Here is a 21,570-nt window from a genome sequence, read left to right as displayed (position 1 = left end):
GCCGGGTCCGACAATGTTCGCCGACTCTTCTTGCGAAAGCCCGACATGACCGCCAGCCCGACCAGCGCTGTTTCCAACCGCTTTGTCCATCTTCGGGTCCATTCGGCCTATTCGCTCCTCGAAGGCGCGCTGCCGGTCGGCAAGATCGTCGGCCACGCGGTCAAGGACCAGGCGCCGGCCATCGGCATTGCCGATACCAACAATCTCTTCGGCGCGCTGGAATTCGCCCAGAAGGCGGTCAAGGACGGCGTGCAGCCCATTGTCGGCTGCCAGATCGACGTCAATTTCGGCGACGCGCAGGACAATGGCCGGGGCGCGCGCAAGCACGATCGCGGGCTGACGCCGCTGGTGCTGATCGCGGCGAACGAGCGCGGCTACGCCAACCTCGTCGACCTCGTCTCCAAATCCTATCTCGACGTACCGGCCGGAGAGCCGGTGCAGGTGCTCGCCGAGTGGCTTTCAACCCGCTCCGACGGCATCATCTGCCTCACCGGCAGCGACCGTGGCCCGATCGGCGCGGCGCTCAAAGCCGAGCAGCCGGGGCTCGCCGAACAGCGCCTTCTTCAGTTGAAGAACTGGTACGGCGACCGCCTCTATGTCGAGCTTCAACGCCCCACAGGCTACGACCGCGTGCTGGAAGCGGCGACCATCGAACACGCCTACACGCACGATTTGCCGCTCGTCGCCACCAACGAGGCCTTTTTCCCCGCCGCCGCCGACTATGACGCCCACGACGCGCTGATGGCGATCGCGGAGGGCTCCGTCGTCGCAGTCGACGACCGCCGCCGGCTGACGCCCGACCACTATCTGCGCACGCAAAAGGAGATGGCCGCGCTCTTCGCCGATCTCCCGGAAGCGCTCGCATCGACCGTCGAGATCGCCCGGCGCTGCTCCTACTATCCGAGGACACGCGACCCCATCCTGCCGCGCTTCACCGGCAATGATGCGGCCGACGCCGATGCCGCGCTTCAGGCGGAAGCCGACGAACTCGCCCGCCAGGCGCGCGAAGGTCTCGACGCGCGCCTTGCCGCGCATGGCCCGACCAAGGGCTATACGGTCGAGCACTATCGCGAACGGCTGGAATTCGAGATCGGGATCATCACCCGGATGAAGTTCCCCGGCTACTTCCTGATCGTCGCGGACTTCATCAAATGGGGCAAGGCGCAAGGAATTCCCGTCGGTCCCGGTCGCGGCTCGGGCGCAGGGTCGCTGGTCGCCTATGCGCTGACCATCACCGACGTCGACCCGCTGCGCTTCTCGCTCCTCTTCGAGCGCTTCCTCAATCCCGAACGCGTGTCGATGCCCGATTTCGACATCGATTTCTGCCAGGACCGGCGCGAGGAGGTGATCCGCTACGTTCAGGGCAAGTACGGGCGCGAGCAGGTCGGCCAGATCATCACCTTCGGAACGCTGCAGGCCCGCGCCGTGCTGCGCGACGTCGGCCGCGTCCTCCAGATGCCCTACGGCCAGGTCGATCGGCTGTGCAAGATGGTGCCGGCCAATCCCGCCAACCCCGTCAAGCTCAAGGACGCCATCGAGGGCGAGCCGCGCTTTGCAGAGGAGGTCGAAAAGGAACCGATCGTCCAGAACCTTCTTGACATCGCGATGAAGCTCGAAGGTCTCTACCGCCACGCCTCGACGCACGCCGCCGGCATCGTCATCGGCGACCGGCCGCTCTGGCAGCTCGTGCCGATGTATCGCGATCCGCGCTCCGACATGCCGGTCACCCAGTTCAACATGAAATGGGTCGAGCAGGCGGGGCTGGTGAAGTTCGACTTCCTCGGCCTCAAGACGCTGACCGTGCTGCAGACCGCGGTCGATCTGATCAAACGCCGCGGCGTCGACATCGACCTTGCGACCATCCCGCTCGACGACGAGAAGACCTACGCCATGCTCTCGCGCGGCGAGACGGTCGGCGTGTTCCAGGTGGAATCGGCCGGCATGCGCAAGGCGCTGGTCGGCATGAAGCCGGACTGCATCGAGGATATCATCGCGCTGGTCGCGCTCTATCGCCCCGGCCCGATGGAGAACATCCCGACCTACAACGCCCGCAAGCATGGCGAGGAGGAGATCGAGTCGATCCATCCGAAGATCGACCATCTCGTGAAAGAAACCCAGGGCGTCATCGTCTATCAGGAACAAGTGATGCAGATCGCGCAGGAGCTGTCCGGCTATTCGCTCGGCGAGGCCGATCTTCTGCGTCGCGCCATGGGCAAGAAGATCCGCGCCGAGATGGACAAGCAGCGCGTGCGCTTCGTCGACGGCGCGATGGAACGCGGCGTCGGCAAGCCACAGGCCAATTTTATCTTCGACCTGCTTGCCAAGTTCGCCGACTACGGCTTCAACAAATCGCACGCCGCCGCCTACGCCATCGTCTCCTACCAGACGGCGTATCTGAAGGCACATTACCCGACCGAATTCCTCGCTGCGTCGATGACGTACGACATGAACAACACCGAGAAACTGTCTGATTTCAGACAGGATGCGATGCGGCTCGGCATCGAAGTCGTGCCGCCGTCGGTGATGACGAGCCACCGTCCGTTTGAGGTCGGCGAGAAGAAGATCTTCTACGCCCTCGCCGCCATCAAGGGCGTCGGCGAGGGCGCGGTCGACCACATCGTGGCGCTGCGCAAGGAAAAGTCGTTCGAGAGCCTCGAGGATTTCTGCTCGCGCATCGACCCCAAGATCGTCGGCAAACGCGTCTTCGAAAGCCTGATCGCCGCCGGCGCGTTCGATTGCTTCGGTCATGACCGCGCGGCGCTGGCCTCCGGGCTCGATCGGATGATGGGGCTCGCCGCCCGCGCCAGCGACAATGCCGCGTCGGGCCAGACCGACATTTTCGGTCAGGCGCTGGGCGCCGAGCCTGAAAAGCTCCATTTGCCGCTGGCCGAGCCATGGCTGCCAGCCGATCGCCTGCACCGCGAGTTCAACGCCGTCGGCTTCTACCTCTCGGCCCATCCGCTCGACGAATACAAGAAGACGCTCGAAAAGCTGCGCGTGCAGGGCTGGGCGGAGTTCCAGGCAGCCGTCAAGCGTGGCGCATCGGCCGGACGGCTCGCCGGCACGATCACCTCGCGGCAGGAGCGTCGCACCAAGACCGGCAACAAGATGGGCATCATCATGCTGTCCGACGCGACCGGTCAATACGAGGCCGTGCTCTTCTCCGAGATGCTGGCGCAATACCGTGACCTCCTCGAACCGGGCAAGTCGGTCGTCGTGACCGTCGCGGCCGAAAACCGTCCCGAAGGCGTCAATTTGCGCGTCCAGACGATGGCGTCGCTGGAAGAGGAGGCCAGCCGCATCCAGAAGGCGCTACGCATCTTCCTGCGCGATCCGTCGCCGCTGTCGACCCTGACCGGCCAGTTGTCGCAGCGCGGCGAAGGGCAGGTCAGCTTCGTCGTCATCCGCGAAGGCGGGCAGGGCGAAATCGAGGTCGAGCTTCCCGGCCGCTACCGCCTGTCGCCGCAGATCGCATCCGCGATGAAGGCCGTGCCCGGCGTGGTCGACGTCGAACTCGTCTGACATCCATCACGGACCATGTCCCTGCGTCATGGGAATTGTGGCCTTCCAGGATCGAAAGGCCGGATTTCGCGCGTTCTGTCTCCAACGAAGCTCAAATTCGAAAGGATAGACATGCGCGCCTTGTCCGCACTCATCGTCGCGGCGGCCATGACGGCTGCAGTACCGGCCCACGCCTCGGAGGCCGAATTCCTCGAAACGCTCGAGGGCAACTGGGCCGGCAGCGGCTCCATTCGCCTGAAGCCGGATCAGGAGCCAGTCAACGTCAATTGCGACCTGTCCTCCGACGCGTCGGCAGAGCGCCTGTCGATGGACGGAAACTGCAACGCGATGATCGTCATGTCGCGCGCGATCGGCGCCGACCTTTCGGTCGACGGCGAGACCTATTCGGGCACCTATACGGGCTCACCGCGCGGTCCTGCCAGCCTTTCGGGCAACCGCAGCGGCGACACGGTGAATCTCGCCGTCGCATGGCCGGAAACCGGCCGCGAGGCGAGCATGCAGCTTTCCTCGTCCGGTAATGCCCTGCAGATCGTCACGACCGAAGCGCATCCCGAGACGGGCGAGCCCGTCATCACCGCGCAGCTTTCCTTCGAGCGGCAGTAGTCAGGTCGCTTTCGGCGGCCGCCCGTTGCGCGGCCGCCCGAACGTATAGCCCGTCTCCACGATCGTGTTGCCGAACTTTTCCCGCAGCCGGTCCATCGCACCTTCCGCCTTCGCGGCTTTCGCTCCGCGCAGATCGACGAGGTCGGGTGGATCGGCTCGCGCGGCGTCCGCCAACTCGCTGACGCCGATGCCGAGCAGCCGGAACCGGGTCCCGTCGAGTTCGTGCTTCAGCATCTCCAGGCCGGTCTGGAAAATCCGCTCGGCAAGCTGTGTCGGATCCGCCAGCGCGCGGTTGCGTGTGCGGATTTTGAAGTCGGCCGTCTTCAGCTTCAGGACGACGGTCCGGCCCGCGATCTGATGGCTCTTCAGCCGCCGCGACACCTTTTCGCTCAGCGCGCGCAGCACCGGAACAAGGTCTTCGCTGCGCGACAGGTCGACATCGAATGTCGTCTCGGCCGAAACGCTCTTCGCCTCCCGGTCGGCCGAAACGCGCCGGACGTCCTCGCCGCGCGAGAGGTGGAAAAGCCGGTCGCCCATCGTCCCGTAGCGCTTCAGGAGATCGCCGCGCTCCATCTTCTGCAACTGCCCGATGGTTCGCACGCCGTCGCGCTCCAGCACAGCCTCGAACGCCTTGCCGACGCCCCAGATCATCGAGACCGGCTGGCCTGCGAGGAAATTCAGCGCCTCCGTCTCGCCGATGACGGCGAAGCCGCGCGGTTTTCTCAGGTCGGATGCGACCTTTGCCAGGAATTTGCAGTAAGAAAGGCCGACCGAAACCGAAATCCCGATCTCGCGCTCGACCGACAGGGCGAATTGCCCGAGCACCAGCGCCGGCGGGCGTCCGTGCAGGGTTTCGGTGCCGCCAAGGTCGAGAAAAGCCTCGTCGATGGAGAGCGGTTCGACCAAGGGCGTCAGCGCTTCCATCATCTGGCGCACCTCGCGCCCGACGCGAACGTACTTTTCCATGTCCGGCTTGATCACCACCGCCTCCGGACAGGCCTGCAGCGCCTTGAACATCGGCATCGCCGAGCGCACACCCTTGATGCGGGCAATGTAGCAGGCAGTAGAAACGACGCCGCGCGTTCCGCCGCCGATGATCACCGGCTTGTCGCGAAGCGCAGGATTGTCCCGCTTTTCCACCGCAGCATAAAAGGCGTCGCAGTCGATATGGGCGAGATGCAGCGCGTAGAGCTCGTCGTGGCGCACGATGCGCGGGCTGCCGCAGGCGTCGCAGCGCGGCGCCTTCCCGCGCTGGAGCGTCAGGCAATCGCGGCAGAATCCATGAGACGGATGATTGACAGTCGGGCGCATCGATGTGAACATAAAGTGAACAAATATCGTAGGACGATGCGCAGAGCGCCGCAAGCGAATTGCGTGTCCTTGCACCGGCAGAAAGGCACTGGAATGGACGCCGACATCCTTCCCTTGACGCCGGAGCGCTGGCCGGCCTTCGAAGACCTCTTCGGCAGGCAGGGCGCGTGCTATGGCTGCTGGTGCGTCCATTTCCGCCTGCCGTCCGCCGCGCGCCGCGTCAACGACCGGGAGGCGAACAAGGCGTTCATGAAACGGCGCATCGAGGATGGTCCGCCGCCGGGCCTCCTGGCATTCGACAATGGCCGCGCGGTCGGCTGGATGCAGATCGGTCCACGTGCCGACGTGCCGGAGTGGAACAACAAGGGCAGGGCATCCGCGCCGCTCGATGTCGATCCTGCGGACGCGGCTGCATGGGCGATCTCCTGCTTCTTCCTGCGCTCGTCGGCCCGCGGCAAGGGCTTGACGCATCGGCTGGTCGAAGCCGGACTGGATTTTGCCCGCCAGAATGGCGCCCGTCTCGTCGAGGCCTGCCCGATACGGCAGTCGAAGGATTCGCGCTCGATCGGGCTTTTTGTCGGCTCCGCCCGCGTCTTCGAACAGGCGGGTTTCGAAAGGGTCGCCGAGCGCAAGGTCGGGCGGCCGCTGATGCGCTATGCGCTTGCTGTCGCGTCGTGACCATCGATCCCGAGCGCACGCTCGATCATCGGCAGCGCCTCGGCCCAGTCATGGACGATCGTCGCGAAATCGGGAGGCGGCGGCATCAGTTCGCGCAGGCTGTTGTCGGCCATCAGATGGAACAGCGCGGCATCCGGCACGCTCTCATGCGCCGAGATCAAATTGCGCGGCTGGTCGTCGACGAAGGCGACCGGACGCGGCGTCTCGCCCCGCAGCCGCGCGACGGCCGGACCCTTCGCCATCTCCGTTGTCAGCAGCGGGTAGGGCAGGCCGAGCGCGTCGAGGTGGCGGCGGCGTGCATCGCGGAAGCGGTGTGGCATCGCGGTCAAAAGCACGATCTCCGCGCGTCGTGCGATCTGCGCCATGGCATCGGCAGCGCCGTCGGTCACGGTCTGCCAGTCGGCCTGGCCGTGGAAGAAATCGTCGACCAGCGTGCGCACATGCTCGATCTCGGCGACGTTGCCGTTCTCGACATGAAAGATGTTGCCATGCAGCGCGAAGCTGTCGAGCCTGAGGTCAAAACCCTTCGACTTGAGATAGCGCGGGAACGGCTTGATGAAGTCGAGGATGACGTCGTCGACGTCGAGGATCAGCAGCGGCCGGTCGTCGGCCGCCAGTTCCTCGATCTGGCGCAGCGTCTCGGGATCGTCGCTCATGAGGAAATCTCGTATCCGTCTTCGCCGGCCGGCAAGGCGCGCATCGCACGGCCGACATCCTGCGGCGCGATGCCGCTCGCCTCGGAAAATTTCATCAGCGTCGGCTCATGCGCCAGGATGAACTGCAGCACGCCTGCGAGAAAGCCCGGCTCGCCCGCTGCCCGGCGGATGTCGTGCGCGGCGATGCCGGTGAGGTCGAGAAAGCGGGGCAACAGCTCCGGATCGCCGGCGATGAAGCCCAGCGCCTGGATGGCGATGTCATCGGCCGCTTCCCGCGCCAGCTTCTTGTCGCTGCGCCCCGAATCCGACATGGTCCTGATCATGCGGCTGGGTTAGCCTGCACCATCCTTGCGATCAAGCATCGCGCGATGACTTGTTTCAAGAGTTTGCGTTTCGTCAATCAAATCACGCTAACATTTCGGCGGGGTCGAAACCGTTCGACGCCTGGACTGTCGAGGACTTATGACCAAGAAGGTGATGATCGTCGAGGACAATGAGCTCAACATGAAGCTCTTTCGCGACCTCATCGAAGCGTCGGGCTACGAGACCGTGCGTACGCGCAACGGGCTCGAGGCGCTCGACCTTGCGCGCGAGCATCGTCCGGACCTGATCCTGATGGACATCCAGCTTCCCGAGGTTTCGGGGCTGGAGGTCACCAAATGGCTGAAGGACGACGACGATCTTCGCTCGATCCCGGTCATCGCGGTGACGGCCTTCGCCATGAAGGGCGACGAGGAGCGTATCCGGCAGGGCGGCTGCGAGGCCTATATCTCGAAGCCAATCTCGGTCGCGCGCTTCATCGAGACGATCAAGTCCTATCTGGGCGATGCGTGAGAAGCCGGCCGGGCGGCCGGACAAGGGGTTGAAATGACGGCGCGGATACTTGTTGTCGACGACATTCCGGCGAATGTGAAGCTTCTCGAAGCGCGGCTTCTGGCCGAGTATTTCGAGGTGCTCACCGCCAGCAACGGCCGCGACGCGCTCGAAATCTGCGAGGCGGGCCGCGCCGACGTCGTGCTGCTCGACGTCATGATGCCCGACATGGACGGGTTCGAGGTCTGCCGCCGCCTGAAGACCGATTCGGCCACCGCCCACATTCCCGTCGTCATGGTCACCGCGCTCGACCAGGCTGCGGACCGCGTGCGCGGGCTCGAAGTCGGCGCCGACGATTTCCTGACCAAGCCCGCCAACGACCTCCAGCTCATGACGCGCGTCAAGAGCCTCGTGCGCCTCAAGATGCTCACCGACGAATTGCGCATGCGCGCCTCGACGACGCGCAATATCGGCATCGAGGAGCTTTTGAAGAAACGCGACATCTCCGCCGATGCGCCGATCCGCGCGCTGCTCGTCGATGATCGCGCGTCCTCCGTCGAGCAGATCGAGAAGTATCTGCGCGGCGTCTGCACGCTCGATGTCGTGTCCGATCCGCAAGTGGCGGTCATCGAGGCGGCCGAGAAGCCCTATGAGTGCGTTTTGATCTCCACCGCGCTTGCCGATTACGATCCGCTGCGGCTTTGCTCGCAGCTTCGCACGCTCGACCGCACGCGCTTCCTGCCGATCATCCTGATCGCCGGGCAGGACGAGAACCAGCGCCTCGTGCGCGCGCTCGAACTCGGCATCAACGATTACGTCACGCGGCCCGTCGACCGGCAGGAGCTGATCGCGCGGCTGCGTACGCAGGTCAAGCGCAAGCGCTACAACGACCAACTCCGCTCCTCGGTGACGCAAACAATCGAGATGGCGGTGACCGACGGGCTGACCGGCCTTCACAACCGCCGCTATCTCGACAGCCACCTTGCAAGCCTTGCCGCCAAGGCGCGCAGCCGCGGCAAGCCGCTCTCGGTGCTGATCACCGACATCGACCGTTTCAAGTCGATCAACGACACGCATGGCCACGATGCCGGTGACGACATTCTGCGCGAGTTCGCCATGCGGCTACGCCAAAGCGTTCGCGGCTTCGATCTTGCCTGCCGCTATGGGGGCGAGGAATTCGTCATCGTCATGCCGGATACCGATCCGGCGCTAGCCGAAAAGGTCGCCGAGCGCATCCGCGACCAGATCGCGCGCAATCCGTTCACCATCGAAGAGGGCGGCAAGACGCTCGAGGTCACGATCTCTGTCGGCGTCGCCTCGCTGAAGGGCGAGCCCGACACCGCCGGCGACATGATGAAGCGCGCGGATATCGCGCTCTATCAGGCCAAGAATGCCGGCCGTAACCGCGTCGTGGCCAGCGCTGCCTAGTCAAGGCTGCAACTAGACCGTCAAGGGGCTTCCCCGCGCGCGTTTACCTTAATGCGTGACAGTTGCCCTCAAAGTTAAGAAATTATTGATTTTCCACCGGTCTTGCGCGACTGTGAAGCCATCAGGGCAGCAAACGAGGGCACCTGCCCGGCGAGCTACCCCATGATGCTCAGGTCCGCCGCATCTCCTGGGTCCGTGGGGTCGGCCGGTCGACACTGACACCTTAGTGGCCTCCTCGTACCACTGTCAGCCGTCGGCCGGCCCCTTTCTTTTTTACCGCCAGAAACGCAAAACGCCGCCCGAAGGCGGCGCTTGAAACCGATCAGAAGCGCGGAGCTTACTTGATCTTGGTTTCCTTGAATTCGACGTGCTTGCGCGCGATCGGATCGTACTTCCGCTTCGTCATCTTGTCCGTCATCGTGCGGCTATTCTTCGTCGTGACGTAGAAGCTGCCGGTGTCGGCGGTCGACAGAAGCTTGATCTTGATGGTTGTCGCCTTGGCCATTTTGGTCGTCCGTTTCTGAAAGAGATGTCACCGCATACGAACGGGAGCCGGGCCCGGGCGGCGGAAAACTTGGCGCGAGACATACTTGATCGACGCCGATTGTCAACCCCGGCCGGAGCCTGAACCGAGCCGCACCGCGCCCAATCCCAGATAGCCCGCGAAGAAGATCATGATCGCATAGGCGAAACCGTTCGGCCCGAAGAGGTCCATGCCGATGCCGATCGCCTGCGGGCCGAGGAGCATGCCTATGCCGTAGCAAAGCACGAAAGCGGCGTTGGCCGAGGCGAGGTCGCGGCCCGACAGCCGCGAGCCGAGATGCGCCAGCCCGACCGTATAGAGCCCCGCGACCACGCCGCCCCAGGCGAAGAGCACGCCGGCCGTCAGATACCAGTCATGCGCGACGAAGGGCAGGGCCACCATGCCGGCAAGGCCGATGGCCGCGCAGATCATCAGGAGGTGGCGCCGGTCGCCGATCCGGTCGCTGATCAGGCCGAGCGGGATCTGCATCAGCACATTGCCGAGCCCGACGGCCGTGAGGAGCAGCGCGGCATCCGCTTCCGAATAGCCGATCCGCGTGCCGTAGACCGGGAAGAGCGCGAAGCCGCCCGTTTCGACCGCGCCGAAGACGAGCACGGCCGCAGTCGCCATCGGCACCAGCCAGATATAGCCGACGAAGCGCGTGCCGGTCGGCGCGGCGTCGATGCGCGGGCTTTCCTTCAAGGCCGCCAGCACGGGCAGGGCGGCGATCATGATGATGGCGAAGGTGATGCCGAAGGGCAGGAAGCCCTGGCTGCCGACCTGCGAAAACAGCCAAGGCCCGAAGGCGAAGCCGAGCGAGAGCACGGTCGCGTAAATGCCGAGGATGAAGCCGCGCTTCGCCGCCGGCGCCGAGGTCGCGATCCAGAATTCCGACAGGATGAAGACGATGGTGATCGAGAAATGCAGCGCCGCGCGCAGCGGAAACCACATCCAGAAATCCGGCGCGGCATAAAAGCCGACGAAGGAAAAGGCGCCGACCACGATCATGGCAAGCATCGTCCACACGACGCCGAAGCGCGCCGCGAGCGGCGTCGCGCAGGGTGCGGCCACAATCGAGGCGAGGCCGGCCATCGCCGTGTTGAGCCCGATCATCGTCGCCGAATGGCCGCGGCCCTCAAGGATGACGCTCAGGAGCGGCATGCCGATGCCGATGGCGATCCCGACGACGCTGATCGAGGCGATCGCCGCCGACACGGACAGCCACTTGATGGTCTCGTCACCGGGAGCCGATGTGCCGGAATGCATGCGGTTGCTAGATGATGTTGCGTTCGAAGCGGTCCCGGCGAAGCCGGTAGAACGGAACCTCGCCGCCGGGCTTCAATTCGGGATCGATCTTCAACCGCGTTTCGAGGTCGCCGAGCACCGTCCGGGTGATGCTCGGGATGTCGGCTTCCTTCGCTTCCGCGATCGGCAGCCAGACGAGTTCTTCGAGCTCGTGGGTCGGCCCGCCATCTTCCAGTTCGAGCGCCACTTCATCCTTCCAGACCGAGAGAAAGCGCGTATCGAAGCGCCGCACCCGGCCGGGCGGCGTGATCGCGCGGGCGACGAATCGCAGGCCCGCCAGCGAGGGCTGGATGCCGTGCTCGACGAAGCCCTGCCAGTCGGTCTTGTTGGTCGTGAAGGGTCCGCGGCGCCCGATCAGCAGCCCGGCTTCCTCGTAGGTTTCGCGGATGGCGGAAAGCGCGATGGCGCGGGCGCGGGCGGCTGTCGCTCGGCTTCCCGTTCCGATCAGCTTGATTTCCTCGGCCGGGTCGAGCGGCGTCGCGACGTCGATGCGGCTGTCGTTCGGGTCGGTGCGCCCGCCCGGAAAGACGAACTTGCCCGGCATGAAGGCATGCTTCATGTGCCGGCGACCCATCAGAACGCAGATGTCGCTGCCCTTTCGGTCGAGCAGGATCAACGTCGCCGCATCGCGCGGCCGCTTCGGGCCGGCGCCCAGCGCGAAATCCTTGCTTTCGGCCTTGTCGATCTGGGCGCGCGTAAAACCTTCCAAGTTGTCACTCCCTCAGCGACGGTTCGATCAGAGTTCCGGGTGGTGGTCGAGCCGGTCTTCCTCACCGCCGAAACCGTGCATGTGCAGCGCCCATTGCAACCCCACCACGGCGCCCTTCACCGGCTGGAGAAGCACGATTGAGCCGATGATCGTTAGAGGCACCCAGATCGCAAGATGCTGCCAGAGGCCGAGACCGCTGGTCATCTCGACGCCCATGAAACCGCCGACGACGATGTGGCCGACGATGAAGATCACCAGATAGGCCGGCAGGTCGTCCGCGCGATGGTGGTGAAATTCCTCACCGCATTTCGCGCATTGCGGCGTCACCTTCAGGAAGCGATCGAACAACCTTCCCTCACCGCAATTGGGGCAGCGGCATTTAAAGCCGCGCCACACCGAGCGGATGAGAGACCTGTCTTCCCGTGCGGCCTCACCGCCATAGTGGATTTCGCTCATCGCCTTCTCCTCGTCGATCCACGCCCGCCCGGCCGGCGCGACTGGTCTGCGCGCCTGCGGCCCTTGGCCTTGTGAAGCGAGGCGCGTGAACCCGAAACGGGCTCCGGATCGCTCATCATCTCGAACCGCAAACTTCCGGCCATCGGCGCGATCTCGACCAGCTTCACCTCGACCGTATCGGCGAGCCGAAAACCCTTCCGGCTCCGTTCGCCGACCATCGCATGGGCCGCTTCGTCGTAGATATAGTAGTCGTCGCCCAGCGTTGACACCGGCACGAAGCCATCTGCGCCAAATTGCGGCAGTTGGACGAAAAGTCCCGCCTTGGTGACGCCCGAGATGCGGCCGGTGAAGGTCTCGTCGATCCGCGTCGCCAGATGTGCGGCGATGAGCCGATCGACCGTGTCGCGCTCGGCCGCCATGGCGCGGCGCTCCGTCGCGGAGATCAGGGCCGAGGTTTCTTCCAGCCGGCCTTCCTCGCCCTTGGTCAATCCGTCCTTGCCGAGGCCGAGCGCGGCAATCAAGGCGCGGTGGACGATCAGATCGGCGTAGCGGCGAATCGGCGAGGTGAAATGCGCGTAGCGCTTCAGGTTCAGGCCGAAATGCCCGGCATTGTCCTTGGAATAGATCGCCTGGCTCTGGCTGCGCAGCACGACCTGGTTGACCAGTTCGTCATGCTCGCTGCCCTCGACGGCCTTCAGGATGCCGTTGAACTGCGAGGGGCGCAGATTGGCGCCGCGCGCCAGCGACAGGCCTACCGTCGTCAGGAACTCGCGCAGCGATTCCTGCTTCGCCATCGAGGGCTCGTCATGGATGCGGTAGATCAGCGGCTGGCGCTTGGCCTCCAGCGTCTCGGCGGCGGCGACGTTCGCCTGGATCATGAATTCTTCGATCAGCTTGTGCGCATCCAGCCGATCCGGCACGACCACGCGGTCGACCGTGCCATCCTCCTTCAGGAGGATCTTGCGCTCCGGCAGGTCGAGATCGAGCGGCTGACGGCTGTCGCGCCCGCGCTTCAAAACGCGATAGCCGTCCCAGAGCGGCTTCAGCACATGGTCGAGAAACGGTGCCGCCTTCTCGTCGGCCGCACCATCGATCGCCGCCTGCGCCTGATTGTAGGACAGCTTGACGTGGCTTCGCATCATCACGCGATGAAACGAATGCCGTATCTTGCGCCCTTCGGCACTGAAGACCATCCGCACCGCAAGGGCAGGGCGGTCTTCGTTCTCGCGCAACGAGCAGAGGTCGTTCGAGATGCGCTCCGGCAGCATCGGCACGACGCGGTCGGGGAAATAGCAGGAATTTCCGCGCTTCAACGCTTCCTGGTCGAGCTCGGTGCCCGGACGCACATAGGCCGCGACGTCGGCGATGGCGACGGTCGCGACGATGCCGCCGGGATTCGCCTCGTCCTCGTCCGGCGCGGCATGGACCGCATCGTCATGGTCCTTGGCGTCCGCAGGGTCGATGGTGATCAGCGGCAGATCGCGCCAGTCCTCCCGGTTGTCGAGCGCTGCAGGCCGGCAGGCTTCGGCCTCGGCAATGACTGCGTTCGGAAAGACATGCGGGATGTCATGGCTGTGGATGGCGATCATCGAGACCGCCTTCTCGGTCGTCAGCGAGCCGACGACCTCGACCACCTTGCCCTTGGGCAAGCCGTAGCGGGCATGGCGCAGCGGCGCGACCTCGATCAGGTCGCCGGGCTTCGCGCCGTTCAGATCGTCCTCGTCGATGATGAGTTCGGGCTGGCGGCGCTCGACCGGTTCCATGCGAAACCCGCCATCGGCCAGGTGCCGCAGCACGCCCAGCACCGCGTCGCGCTGCTTGTCGAAAATCTTGACGACGCGGGCCGTGTAGGTCGGGCCGCCTTTTTCCTCGTTCGGAAAGGTCTTGGCGAGAACGCGGTCGCCGATCCCCGGAGCGGGCCCTCGCCCTTGCCGCTGCGTGCGGATCGCGACCAGCGGCGCGGCACCGAGATCGGCAGGCCATTCGGCCGGTCGCGCGATCAGCAGCCCGTCCGGATCGCGGCTGACGACGTCCAGCACCACCATGTGCGGCAGGTCGCCGGGCCGCTTCAGCTTCTTGTCGCGCTTTTGCAGCAGGCCCTCGTCCTGCATGTCGCGCAGCATGTCCTTTAGCCAGATGCGATCGTCGCCCTTGAGACGGAACGCCTTGGCGAGTTCGCGCTTGCCGGACAGGTCCGGATTCTCGGCGATATAGGCGAGGATTTCGTCGCGGCTCGGGCGAAAGCTGTCGGACGATGTCGAACCAGCTCGCTTCACTGGGGCGGCAGACTTTCGCCCGGAAATCTTTCGCGCCAAGGGCTACTCCTTCGCCTTTGCAGGCGCCTTCTTTGCGGCCGGCTTCTTTGCTGCAGCCTTCTTCGCCGCGGGCTTCTTCGCAGCCGTCTTGGTCTCGCCATCCGCCTTGGCAGCCTTCGCCTTGGCTTTCGGCGCCGCCTTCTTCTTCGGCACCTTCGTGCCGCTCTTGGCCGCCCGCTCGGCGATCAGCACCAGCGCTTCCTCGACGGTCACGCTTTCGGGCGCCTTGCCCTTGGGCAGCGTCGCGTTGACCTTGCCCCAGTTCACATAGGGGCCATAGCGCCCGTCACGCACGGTGATCTTGCCGCCGCCGTCCGGATGGTCGCCCAGTTCCTTCAGCGCCGTCGCCGCGCCGCGGTCGCGTCCGTTCGCGAATTTCGACTTCTTCTCGGCGATGACCGTGACGGCGCGATTGATGCCGATCGAGAACACGTCCTCGATCGTCTCCAGATTGGCATAGCTTCCGTCATGCAGCACGAACGGCCCGTAGCGGCCGAGCCCGGCCGAGATCATCTTGCCGCTTTCGGGATGCTTGCCGACATCTCGCGGCAGCGACAGGAGCGCCAGCGCTTTTTCATGGTCGATCGAATCCGGCGTCCAGCCCTTCGGCAGGCTAGAACGCTTGGCTTCCTTGCCTTCCCCGCGCTGGACATAGGGGCCGAAGCGGCCGCTCTTCAGCGTGATTTCCTCGCCCGTATAGGGGTCCTTGCCAAGTTCCTTGTCGCCCTCGACCGCCGTGCCGTCGCCGTTGGCACCCGGTCCGTCGAGCTGGCGGGTAAAGCCACATTCGGGATAGTTCGAGCAGCCGACGAAAGCGCCGAACTTGCCAAGCTTCAGCGACAATTGCCCCGATCCGCATTTCGGGCAGACGCGCGGGTCGCTGCCGTCTTCGCGTGGCGGGAAGGCGAGCGGCGCCAGTTCGACGTTGAGCGCATCGAGAACGTCGGTAACGCGCAGTTCCTTGATGCTGTCGACATGGCCGGAAAATTCCTTCCAGAAATCGCGCAGCACGTCCTTCCAGGCCAGCTTGCCGTCCGAGATCTGGTCGAGCTTTTCTTCCAGCGCAGCGGTGAAGTCGTACTCCACATAGCGGTCGAAGAAGCTTTCGAGGAACGAGGTGACCAGCCGGCCCTTGGCCTGCGGCACCAGCTTGCGCTTCTCGTTGGTGACGTAGTCGCGGTCTTCCAGCGTCTTCAGCGTCGCCGCGTAGGTCGAGGGACGGCCGATGCCGAGCTCTTCCATCCGCTTGATGAGCGAGGCTTCCGAATATCGCGGCGGCGGTTCGGTCGAGTGCTGGGTCGCGTTGATCTGGTGGCGCGCGATGGGCTCGCCCTGCCGGATCTCGGGCAGGCGCTTGTCCTCGTCGTCCGCGTCCGGCGCGTCCTCGTCCTTCTGCTCGGTATAGGCGGCGATGAAGCCGTCGAAGCGGACCACCGAGCCGACCGCGCGCAGATTGGCGGTCTTGGGCCCGTTGGCGGCTTCGATCTCCACCGTCGTGCGCTCGATCTCGGCCGGCACCATCTGGCTGGCGATCGCGCGCTTCCAGATCATCTCGTAGAGCCGCGCCTGGTCGGCATCGAGATATTTGCGCACCTGGTCGGGCGTGCGCCAGAATTCGGTCGGCCGGACCGCCTCGTGCGCTTCCTGCGCATTCTTGGCCTTGGTCGAATAGTAGCGCGGCTTTTCCGGCAGGTAGCGCTCGCCGAAGCCCTTGCCGATCTGCTCGCGTGCCGCGGCGATCGCCTCGGGCGCCATCTGCACGCCGTCAGTACGCATATATGTGATGAGGCCAGTCGTCTCGCCGCCGATCTCGACGCCCTCATAGAGCCGCTGCGCGACCTGCATGGTGCGCGAGGCCGAGAAGCCGAGCCGCGAGGACGCCGCCTGCTGCAGCGTCGAGGTGGTGAAGGGCGGGGCCGGGTTGCGCTTCGTCGGCTTCGGCTCGACCGAGGCCGCCGTGAAGGTTGCGCCATCGAGCATCGCCTTGATCTCGTCGGCCTGCGCCTTGTTGGCGATGTCGAGCTTGGCGAGCTTCTTGCCGGCATAGGCGGTCAGCCGTGCCTCGAGGCGATCCTTGCGCACCGTGTCGAGAAGGGCGGCGACCTGCCAGTATTCCTCGCGTACGAAGCGTTCGATTTCGGATTCGCGGTCGCAGATCAGCCGCAGCGCCACCGACTGGACACGGCCCGCCGAGCGGGCGCCCGGCAATTTGCGCCACAGCACCGGCGAGAGCGTGAAGCCGACGAGGTAATCGAGCGCCCGGCGTGCCAGATAGGCGTCGACCAGCGGACCGTCGATCTCGCGCGGGTTGGCCATCGCCTCGGTGACCGAGGCCTTGGTGATCGCATTGAAGACGACGCGCTTGACCGGCTTGCCCTTGATGACCTTCTTCTGGTTCAGCACTTCCAGAACATGCCAGGAAATCGCCTCGCCCTCGCGATCCGGATCGGTCGCCAGGATCAGGCTGTCGGCATCCTTCATGGCCTTGGCGATGTCACCCAGCCGCTTGGACGAGGGCGAATCCACTTCCCACGACATGGCGAAATCTTCGTCGGGACGCACCGAGCCGTCCTTGGCCGGCAGGTCGCGGACATGGCCAAACGAGGCCAGCACCGTATAGCGCGACCCCAGATATTTGTTGATTGTCTTGGCCTTGGCAGGCGATTCGACGACGACGACGTCCATATTTTCCGCACGATCCCCGGGCCTCCACGATGCGTGCGGCCCTTATTTGTCATTTCGTTCTCGGAGCGTGACATGGCGGCGCAGCGTCGTCCGGTCAAGGGAAAACGCTTTTGCCGACCGTCGCATCCGATGCAATGCACGTTAAGGTTGTAATGAATTTTGATTGCAATTGATGGTGATAGCGTACATTCTAATATGACCACCGGTTGCCGTGCAGGCAAGTTTGCAGCCGGCGGAAATGACCCATTGTGCGGTCAAGGTCGGAGCCGAAGGGAGCCCTGATGCGGGAGGCACTCACTGCGAAGACGGACAGGCTGGAATACGTCCATTCCATGCTGGTCCAGTTGCGCCGGATGGCCGCGGATGAGGACCACGAGATGCTCGCCTATCTGATCGAGATGGCCTCGACCGAAGCCAACGACATATTGCGCGGTGCCCGTCCCTCACGCATCCGGCGAAGCCAGCGAGACAGCGCCGCCTGAATGGCGCTCGAGCCGGCCGGCGAGGTCGAGTTCGAGAAGCAGCGTCCGAACCGTTCGCGCCGGCAGATCGGTGTGGCGGACGATGTCGTCGACGGCGGTTGGGCTCGGGCTCAGCGCCTCGATGAGCCGCGTGCGGTCGTCCCGCTCCGGCTCTGGCTGCTCGTCGAACGCTGGGTCGAGCGGCGCGGCATCCGGCTCTCTGAGCGCCGGGGCCGGCGCGCGACCGATCATCGGGCGCAGATGCTCCAGCACGTCGTCGCTGCCCAGCGTCAAAATCGCGCCGTCCTTCAGCAGCCCGTTCGATCCCGCCGCGCGCGGATCGAGCGGCGAGCCGGGAACGGCAAAGACGATCCGGCCGAGTTCGCCGGCCAGTCGCGCGGTGATCAGCGAACCGGAACGCTGCGCTGCCTCGACGACGACAAGCCCAAGCCCGAGCCCGGCGATCAGCCGGTTGCGGCGCGGAAAGTCGCGGGCGCGCGGCTCCCAGCCGAAGGGCATTTCGGTGATCACCGCGCCCGAGCGGGCGATGCGGCCGACGAGTTCGAGGTTTTCCGGCGGGTAGGGCTTGTCGAGCCCGCCGGCGAGCACCGCCACGGTGCCGGTCTCGAGGCTCGCCCAATGCGCCGCGGCGTCGATGCCGCGCGCAAGGCCAGAGACGATCGTGAAGCCGGCCGCGCCGAGTTCGCCAGCCAGTTGGCGCGCCATCCTGGCTCCCGAGGCTGATGCATTGCGCGCACCGACGATCGAGACCGCCGGTGCGGCGAACACGTCGCAGCGCCCCATCACCGTGACCAGCGGCGGTGGCACGTCCATGTGGCGCAGCATCGGCGGATAGTCCGCCTCTCCGATCGCTGCGATCCGCCCGCCGAAACGCGCGACCTGTTCCATTTCGGCCTGCGCCTGCGCCGCCGTCGCAATGCGGATCTTGCGTCCGCCGCCGCGCGCGGCAAGGTCGGGCAGCGCATCGAGGGCTGCACTTGCCGAGCCGAAGCGATTGATCAGGTCGCGAAAGGTTGCCGGGCCCACATTGTCGGAGCGCAGGAGCCGCAGCCAGTTCAGCCTTTGCGCATCGTTGAGTTTCAGCGGTGCGGAGGCTGGTGCGTTCATCCCTTGGCGCCGATCCGGCTCTCGGTGCCGGCCATCAGGCGCCTGATGTTCTCGCGATGTTTCCAGAACACGATGAGGCTCATCAGCGAAAAGGCGATCGAGGCGTCGCCGAAGCCGAGCAGCAGGAGCGTAATCGGCACCGCCACGCAGGCGATCAGAGCGGCGAGCGAGGAATAGCGCGTCAGGAAGGCGGTTGCGATCCAGATGATGGCGAAGACGAGGGACGCGATGCCGGAGATCGCCAGCAGGATGCCCAGATAGGTCGCCACGCCCTTGCCGCCCTTGAAGCCGAGCCAGACCGGAAACAGATGCCCGATGAAGGCGCCGAATCCGGCAAGGATGCCGAGCCCGATGCCATATTGCTCAGCGAGAACGACGGCCAAGGTGCCCTTCAGCGCGTCCAGCAGCAGCGTCGCCGCGGCGAGCTTCTTGTTGCCGGTGCGCAGGACGTTGGTCGCGCCGATATTGCCCGATCCGATCGCGCGCACGTCGCCGAGGCCGGCCATCCGTGTCAGCAGCAGCCCGAATGGGATCGAGCCGAGGAGATAGCCGAAGGCGAGTGCTGCCAGCAGAATCATTGTCCGCCCTTCGTCGATGCGATGTCGGTGGTCATTGTTGCGCGAAGACCGTGCGGCCTGCAACCAGCGTGCGCATCACGCGGCCCTGCAATCGTGCGCCTTCGAAGGACGTGTTCTTCGACAACGAGACGATGTCGGCCTCGCTGACAACCCAGGGCGCGTCGAGATCGACAATTGCGATGTCCGCAGCGGCTCCGGCCTTTAGCGTGCCGGCGTCGAGGTCGAAGCGCTTTGCCGGACTCGTGGAGAGCGCCTCGACGAGCCGCATCAGTCCGACATCCCCATTATGATGAAGGCGAAGCGCGACGGCCAGAAGCGTCTCCAGACCGATCGCCCCGCTTGCAGCCTCGGCGAACGGCAGGCGCTTGGTGTCGACGTCCTGCGGGTCGTGTCCGGAGGTGACGATATCGATCGTTCCGTCGCGCAATGCCTCGATCATCGTCAGGCGGTCGTCTTCCGCCCGCAAGGGCGGCGCCAGCCTGAAGAAGGTGCGATATTCGCCTATGTCGTTCTCGTTCAGCGCCAGATTGTTGATCGAGACGCCGGCAGTCACGTTCGCCCCGTCCGCCTTGGCGCGGCGAATGGCATCGGCCGACATGGCGGCGGATATCTTGGCGGCGTGGTAGGCGCCTCTCGTCAGTCTAGCCAGAAGCAGGTCGCGTTCGAGCGGGATCAGCTCGGCCTCGCGCGGAATGCCGGGCAGGCCGAGCCAACTTGCGAACAGGCCCTCGTTCATCACGCCCTGCGAGGCGAGGTCGCGGTCCTGCGTCCGGTGTGCGATGACAGCGCCGAAATCGCGCGCGTAGGTCAGCGCGCGGCGCATCACGAGCGAGCTTGAGATCGTCCTGCGGCCCTCGGTGAAGAACGCCGCGCCGGCCTGCGACAGGAGGCCGATCTCGGTCATCTCCTCGCCGAGAAGGCCCTTGGTGATCGCGCCGGTCGGGATGACGTTGACGATGGCTGTGTCGCGTGCCGTTCGCCGTACGAATTCGACGAGGGCGACGTCGTCGATCACCGGGTCGGTGTCGGGCATCATGGTCAGCGTCGTGACGCCGCCGGCCGCTGCCGCAGCGCTCGCCGAGGCGATCGTCTCGCGATGTTCCGCGCCGGGCTCGCCGATATGGACGGAGGTGTCGACCAGTCCGGGCATGATTGTCAGCCCGGCGCAGTCGATGATTTTTGCGCCGTCGGTAGTGCCCTGGTTCAGCGCCGATGCGCCCGCTTCCGCGATACGTCCGTCGACGACGACGACCGTGCCGACTTCGTCCAGTCCGCGCGACGGATCGACGATGCGGCCGCCCTTCAGAACCACCGGCTTCATGAGGGGGCTCCTTCGAGAAGCGCTTCCATGACAGCCATGCGAACCGCGACGCCCATCTCCACCTGCTCCTGGATCACGCTTTGCGGACCGTCGGCGATGGCCGACGCGATCTCGACGCCGCGGTTCATCGGGCCGGGGTGCATGACGAGCGCGTCGGGCTTGGCCTTCGACAGCTTGGCGGCGTCGAGACCGTGAAAGCGGAAATATTCGCGCACCGAAGGCACGAATGCGCCGGCCATGCGCTCGCGCTGGAGCCGCAGCATCATGACGACATCGGCGTCCGCGATCGCATCCTCGAGCCGCGCGAAGGTTTCGACGCCCATCTGGCCAATTCCCGACGGCAGGAGTGTCGAGGGCGCGGCGACCTTCACGCGCGCGCCCAGCGCGTTGAGGAGGACGATGTTGGACCGCGCGACGCGGCTGTGCAGAACGTCGCCGCAGATCGCCACGGTCAATCCGGCGATGCGGCCCTTGGCGCGGCGAATCGTCAGCGCGTCGAGTAGCGCCTGAGTCGGATGTTCGTGCGCGCCATCGCCGGCATTGACGACCGAGCAGCCGACCTTCTGCGCCAGAAGCGCGGCTGCGCCCGCCGAACCGTGGCGGATGATCAGGATGTCCGGCCGCATGGCGTTCAGCGTCATCGCCGTGTCGATCAGCGTCTCGCCCTTCTTCACCGAAGAACTTGCGACCGACATGTTCATCACGTCCGCGCCGAGCCGCTTGCCGGCAAGTTCGAAGGACGCCTGCGTGCGCGTCGAGGCCTCGAAAAAAAGATTGATCTGCGTGCGCCCGCGCAGCGTCGCGCGCTTCTTGTCGGCCCCGCGCGAGATCGCGACGGCGGCCTCCGCACGGTCGAGCAGGTTTTCGATATCAAGCGGCGACAGGCCCTTGATGCCGAGAAGATGGCGGTGCGGGTAGGGCGGAAAGGTCGCTGGCGATGTCATGACGATCACGGCCTATAGGCAAGACCCGCCCTTGGGGCAAGCCGGCGTTGCCCCCGACAAATTTCCTCCCCGGGATTTTCATCGCGGGTCCGCCCATGCTTTGATCGGGCAAATGCTCCGCGAGCGGCGGAATT

General features: G+C 65.2%; 19 protein-coding genes. 6 read left to right on the top strand and 13 right to left on the bottom strand.

Annotated features, from left to right (window positions below; translation table 11 throughout):
- The first annotated feature begins 45 nt into the window (after positions 1–45).
- Together dnaE and ACT6QU_RS11275 are read left to right on the top strand one after the other, a co-directional pair.
- Entirely contained in the window at positions 46–3,522 is a 3,477-nt protein-coding gene (gene dnaE, locus ACT6QU_RS11280) for a DNA polymerase III subunit alpha (RefSeq protein ID WP_444565087.1), read from the top strand.
- A 111-nt stretch (positions 3,523–3,633) separates the two neighbouring features.
- Complete coding sequence (locus tag ACT6QU_RS11275; protein WP_444565086.1) at positions 3,634–4,125, top strand: hypothetical protein; 492 nt, start codon at positions 3,634–3,636, stop codon at positions 4,123–4,125.
- Here ACT6QU_RS11275 and ACT6QU_RS11270 read toward each other — a convergent pair whose 3' ends face one another.
- Complete coding sequence (locus tag ACT6QU_RS11270) at positions 4,126–5,436, bottom strand: DNA polymerase IV (protein WP_444565129.1); 1,311 nt, start codon at positions 5,434–5,436, stop codon at positions 4,126–4,128. It lies immediately after the preceding gene.
- A gap of 93 nt (positions 5,437–5,529) precedes the next feature.
- Here ACT6QU_RS11270 and ACT6QU_RS11265 point away from each other — a divergent pair, with 93 nt between their 5' ends.
- Complete coding sequence (locus ACT6QU_RS11265; RefSeq protein WP_444565085.1) at positions 5,530–6,114, top strand: GNAT family N-acetyltransferase; 585 nt, start codon at positions 5,530–5,532, stop codon at positions 6,112–6,114.
- Here the strand turns inward: ACT6QU_RS11265 and ACT6QU_RS11260 are convergent.
- Together ACT6QU_RS11260 and ACT6QU_RS11255 are read right to left on the bottom strand one after the other, a co-directional pair.
- A complete protein-coding gene (locus ACT6QU_RS11260; RefSeq protein WP_444565084.1) occupies positions 6,090–6,770 on the bottom strand; it encodes a hypothetical protein in 681 nt (226 codons plus the stop codon). The two genes, ACT6QU_RS11265 and ACT6QU_RS11260, sit on opposite strands and share 25 nt — an antisense overlap.
- Positions 6,767–7,093, bottom strand: a complete 327-nt coding sequence (locus ACT6QU_RS11255) for a DUF3572 domain-containing protein (protein ID WP_444565083.1) — start codon at positions 7,091–7,093, stop codon at positions 6,767–6,769. The genes ACT6QU_RS11260 and ACT6QU_RS11255 overlap by 4 nt, the downstream gene beginning before the upstream one ends.
- A gap of 139 nt (positions 7,094–7,232) precedes the next feature.
- Here ACT6QU_RS11255 and ACT6QU_RS11250 point away from each other — a divergent pair, with 139 nt between their 5' ends.
- Complete coding sequence (locus ACT6QU_RS11250; protein ID WP_024585493.1) at positions 7,233–7,604, top strand: response regulator; 372 nt, start codon at positions 7,233–7,235, stop codon at positions 7,602–7,604.
- Between the two features lie 33 nt (positions 7,605–7,637).
- Positions 7,638–9,011, top strand: coding sequence for a PleD family two-component system response regulator (locus ACT6QU_RS11245; RefSeq protein WP_444565082.1), 1,374 nt, complete (start codon positions 7,638–7,640; stop codon positions 9,009–9,011).
- A gap of 337 nt (positions 9,012–9,348) precedes the next feature.
- Here ACT6QU_RS11245 and rpmG read toward each other — a convergent pair whose 3' ends face one another.
- The 6 genes from rpmG to topA form a co-directional block, all read right to left on the bottom strand.
- Positions 9,349–9,516, bottom strand: a complete 168-nt coding sequence (gene rpmG / locus ACT6QU_RS11240) for a 50S ribosomal protein L33 (RefSeq protein ID WP_024585495.1) — start codon at positions 9,514–9,516, stop codon at positions 9,349–9,351.
- Positions 9,517–9,618: 102 nt separating this feature from the next.
- Positions 9,619–10,800, bottom strand: a complete 1,182-nt coding sequence (locus tag ACT6QU_RS11235) for an MFS transporter (protein ID WP_444565081.1) — start codon at positions 10,798–10,800, stop codon at positions 9,619–9,621.
- A 7-nt stretch (positions 10,801–10,807) separates the two neighbouring features.
- Positions 10,808–11,548, bottom strand: a complete 741-nt coding sequence (locus ACT6QU_RS11230; protein ID WP_444565080.1) for an NUDIX hydrolase — start codon at positions 11,546–11,548, stop codon at positions 10,808–10,810.
- A 27-nt stretch (positions 11,549–11,575) separates the two neighbouring features.
- On the bottom strand, positions 11,576–12,004 hold the full coding sequence (locus ACT6QU_RS11225) for a DUF983 domain-containing protein (RefSeq protein WP_444565079.1): 429 nt from the start codon (positions 12,002–12,004) through the stop codon (positions 11,576–11,578).
- Positions 12,001–14,319, bottom strand: coding sequence for a ribonuclease R (gene rnr / locus ACT6QU_RS11220; RefSeq protein ID WP_444836670.1), 2,319 nt, complete (start codon positions 14,317–14,319; stop codon positions 12,001–12,003). Before rnr ends, ACT6QU_RS11225 begins: the two co-directional genes overlap by 4 nt.
- Before the next feature lie 3 nt (positions 14,320–14,322).
- A complete protein-coding gene (topA, locus tag ACT6QU_RS11215) occupies positions 14,323–17,004 on the bottom strand; it encodes a type I DNA topoisomerase (protein WP_444565300.1) in 2,682 nt (893 codons plus the stop codon).
- A 281-nt stretch (positions 17,005–17,285) separates the two neighbouring features.
- On the opposite strand from topA, the gene ACT6QU_RS11210 reads away from it, so the two are divergent.
- Positions 17,286–17,486: a hypothetical protein gene (locus ACT6QU_RS11210; RefSeq protein ID WP_444565299.1), complete on the top strand. Its 201-nt coding sequence runs from the start codon at positions 17,286–17,288 to the stop codon at positions 17,484–17,486.
- Here ACT6QU_RS11210 and dprA read toward each other — a convergent pair.
- The 4 genes from dprA to ACT6QU_RS11190 are packed head-to-tail and all read right to left on the bottom strand — an operon-like array spanning position 17,448 to position 21,436.
- The gene (dprA, locus tag ACT6QU_RS11205) at positions 17,448–18,593 is read right to left on the bottom strand and encodes a DNA-processing protein DprA (protein WP_444565298.1); all 1,146 of its coding nucleotides are present in this window, start codon (positions 18,591–18,593) and stop codon (positions 17,448–17,450) included. The two genes, ACT6QU_RS11210 and dprA, sit on opposite strands and share 39 nt — an antisense overlap.
- Positions 18,590–19,171, bottom strand: a complete 582-nt coding sequence (gene plsY / locus ACT6QU_RS11200; protein ID WP_444565297.1) for a glycerol-3-phosphate 1-O-acyltransferase PlsY — start codon at positions 19,169–19,171, stop codon at positions 18,590–18,592. Before plsY ends, dprA begins: the two co-directional genes overlap by 4 nt.
- Before the next feature lie 31 nt (positions 19,172–19,202).
- Complete coding sequence (locus ACT6QU_RS11195) at positions 19,203–20,492, bottom strand: dihydroorotase (protein WP_444565296.1); 1,290 nt, start codon at positions 20,490–20,492, stop codon at positions 19,203–19,205.
- On the bottom strand, positions 20,489–21,436 hold the full coding sequence (locus tag ACT6QU_RS11190; RefSeq protein WP_444565295.1) for an aspartate carbamoyltransferase catalytic subunit: 948 nt from the start codon (positions 21,434–21,436) through the stop codon (positions 20,489–20,491). Before ACT6QU_RS11190 ends, ACT6QU_RS11195 begins: the two co-directional genes overlap by 4 nt.
- Positions 21,437–21,570 lie beyond the last annotated feature (134 nt).

Source organism: Aliihoeflea sp. (assembly GCF_052435475.1).
Classification (GTDB): Bacteria; Pseudomonadota; Alphaproteobacteria; order Rhizobiales; family Rhizobiaceae; genus Aliihoeflea.
Note: the sequence above shows the minus strand (reverse complement) of the source record. Positions and strands in the feature narration are given on the sequence as shown.

Coding starts and splice junctions, on each gene's coding strand:
- plsY (WP_444565297.1), bottom strand. CDS start 19,171: ATGATTCTGCTGGCAGCACTCGCCTTCGGCTATCTCCTCGGCTCGATC.
- ACT6QU_RS11195 (WP_444565296.1), bottom strand. CDS start 20,492: ATGAAGCCGGTGGTTCTGAAGGGCGGCCGCATCGTCGATCCGTCGCGC.
- ACT6QU_RS11270 (WP_444565129.1), bottom strand. CDS start 5,436: ATGCGCCCGACTGTCAATCATCCGTCTCATGGATTCTGCCGCGATTGC.
- ACT6QU_RS11275 (WP_444565086.1), top strand. CDS start 3,634: ATGCGCGCCTTGTCCGCACTCATCGTCGCGGCGGCCATGACGGCTGCA.
- topA (WP_444565300.1), bottom strand. CDS start 17,004: ATGGACGTCGTCGTCGTCGAATCGCCTGCCAAGGCCAAGACAATCAAC.
- ACT6QU_RS11235 (WP_444565081.1), bottom strand. CDS start 10,800: ATGCATTCCGGCACATCGGCTCCCGGTGACGAGACCATCAAGTGGCTG.
- ACT6QU_RS11245 (WP_444565082.1), top strand. CDS start 7,638: ATGACGGCGCGGATACTTGTTGTCGACGACATTCCGGCGAATGTGAAG.
- ACT6QU_RS11190 (WP_444565295.1), bottom strand. CDS start 21,436: ATGACATCGCCAGCGACCTTTCCGCCCTACCCGCACCGCCATCTTCTC.
- ACT6QU_RS11255 (WP_444565083.1), bottom strand. CDS start 7,093: ATGATCAGGACCATGTCGGATTCGGGGCGCAGCGACAAGAAGCTGGCG.
- ACT6QU_RS11260 (WP_444565084.1), bottom strand. CDS start 6,770: ATGAGCGACGATCCCGAGACGCTGCGCCAGATCGAGGAACTGGCGGCC.
- dprA (WP_444565298.1), bottom strand. CDS start 18,593: ATGAACGCACCAGCCTCCGCACCGCTGAAACTCAACGATGCGCAAAGG.
- ACT6QU_RS11210 (WP_444565299.1), top strand. CDS start 17,286: ATGCGGGAGGCACTCACTGCGAAGACGGACAGGCTGGAATACGTCCAT.
- ACT6QU_RS11250 (WP_024585493.1), top strand. CDS start 7,233: ATGACCAAGAAGGTGATGATCGTCGAGGACAATGAGCTCAACATGAAG.
- ACT6QU_RS11265 (WP_444565085.1), top strand. CDS start 5,530: ATGGACGCCGACATCCTTCCCTTGACGCCGGAGCGCTGGCCGGCCTTC.
- dnaE (WP_444565087.1), top strand. CDS start 46: ATGACCGCCAGCCCGACCAGCGCTGTTTCCAACCGCTTTGTCCATCTT.
- rpmG (WP_024585495.1), bottom strand. CDS start 9,516: ATGGCCAAGGCGACAACCATCAAGATCAAGCTTCTGTCGACCGCCGAC.
- ACT6QU_RS11225 (WP_444565079.1), bottom strand. CDS start 12,004: ATGAGCGAAATCCACTATGGCGGTGAGGCCGCACGGGAAGACAGGTCT.